The organism is Stenotrophomonas sp. YIM B06876, from assembly GCF_030711595.1.
GTDB lineage: Bacteria > Pseudomonadota > Gammaproteobacteria > Xanthomonadales > Xanthomonadaceae > Stenotrophomonas.
On record NZ_JAUJUJ010000251.1, the window covers coordinates 1 to 1,181 of the forward strand.

Consider the following 1,181-nt stretch of genomic DNA (forward strand, 5'->3'; position numbering starts at 1 on the left):
GCGCCATGTGTTCACGCACGGCGTGGACAAAGCCGACCGCACCGGCACGGGCACCAAGAGCGTGTTCGGCCACCAGATGCGCTTTGACCTGAGCGAAGGCTTTCCGCTGGTCACCACCAAGAAGGTGCACCTGCGTTCCATCATCCAGGAGCTGCTGTGGTTCCTGACCGGCTCCAGCAACAACAACTGGCTCAAGGACCGCGGCGTCACGATCTGGGACGAATGGGCGCGCGCAGACGGCGACCTGGGCCCGGTCTATGGCGTGCAGTGGCGCAGCTGGCCCACGCCAGATGGCGGCCGCATCGACCAGATCGCGCAGGTCATTCAGACGCTCAAGACCAACCCCGACTCGCGCCGCATCATCGTCAGCGCCTGGAACGTGGCCGAGCTCGACCAGATGGCGCTGATGCCCTGCCACGCCTTCTTCCAGTTCTACGTGGCGCCGCCGCAGGCNGCATCATCGTCAGCGCCTGGAACGTGGCCGAGCTCGACCAGATGGCGCTGATGCCCTGCCACGCCTTCTTCCAGTTCTACGTGGCGCCGCCGCAGGCACCGGGCGAGCGCGGCAAGCTCAGCTGCCAGCTCTACCAGCGCAGCGCCGACATCTTTTTGGGCGTGCCGTTCAACATCGCCAGCTACGCGCTGCTCACGCACATGGTGGCGCAGCAATGCGACCTCGATGTGGGCGATTTCATCTGGACCGGCGGCGACTGCCACATCTACAGCAACCACACCGAGCAGGTGCAAACCCAGCTGGCGCGCACGCCCTATGCCTACCCCACCCTGAATATCAAGCGCCGGCCGGCGTCGATCTTCGATTACGAGTACGAGGATTTCGAGGTGCTGGGGTATGAATGCCACCCCGCCATCAAGGCGCCGGTGGCGGTGTGAAAGCCTTGTGCCACAGCCGATCGCCCGCAGCGGCGGCTGAACTTATTCGTTGGCACGCCATGGAGAGAATTTCGTGGACTTGACGCAAAAATCAGATGCAGAAATCTTGGCCGTGGTTGATCCCATCATGGACAACCTGATGGACGCCTCCACGGCCATTCCAGTCGTCCGTCAACCTGCTACGCGGCTTGCCGTCGGCTGAATTCGTTATCCCACGCTTTTCCAAACGGCATTTCCAATCCCAGCCACTTTTGAGCTGGCGGTTTTTCATGAGTCCCCACAGTAGACAT

General features: G+C 62.4%; 1 protein-coding gene and 1 pseudogene. One reads left to right on the plus strand and one right to left on the minus strand.

What is annotated here, in order from left to right:
- Positions 1–7 precede the first annotated feature (7 nt).
- Positions 8–891 (plus strand): annotated as a pseudogene (gene thyA / locus QZH66_RS16505) (thymidylate synthase).
- Positions 892–982: 91 nt separating this feature from the next.
- On the opposite strand, the gene QZH66_RS16510 reads toward thyA, so the two are convergent.
- A partial coding sequence (locus QZH66_RS16510; RefSeq protein WP_305806957.1) for a hypothetical protein occupies positions 983–1,181 on the minus strand: 199 nt, incomplete at its 5' end.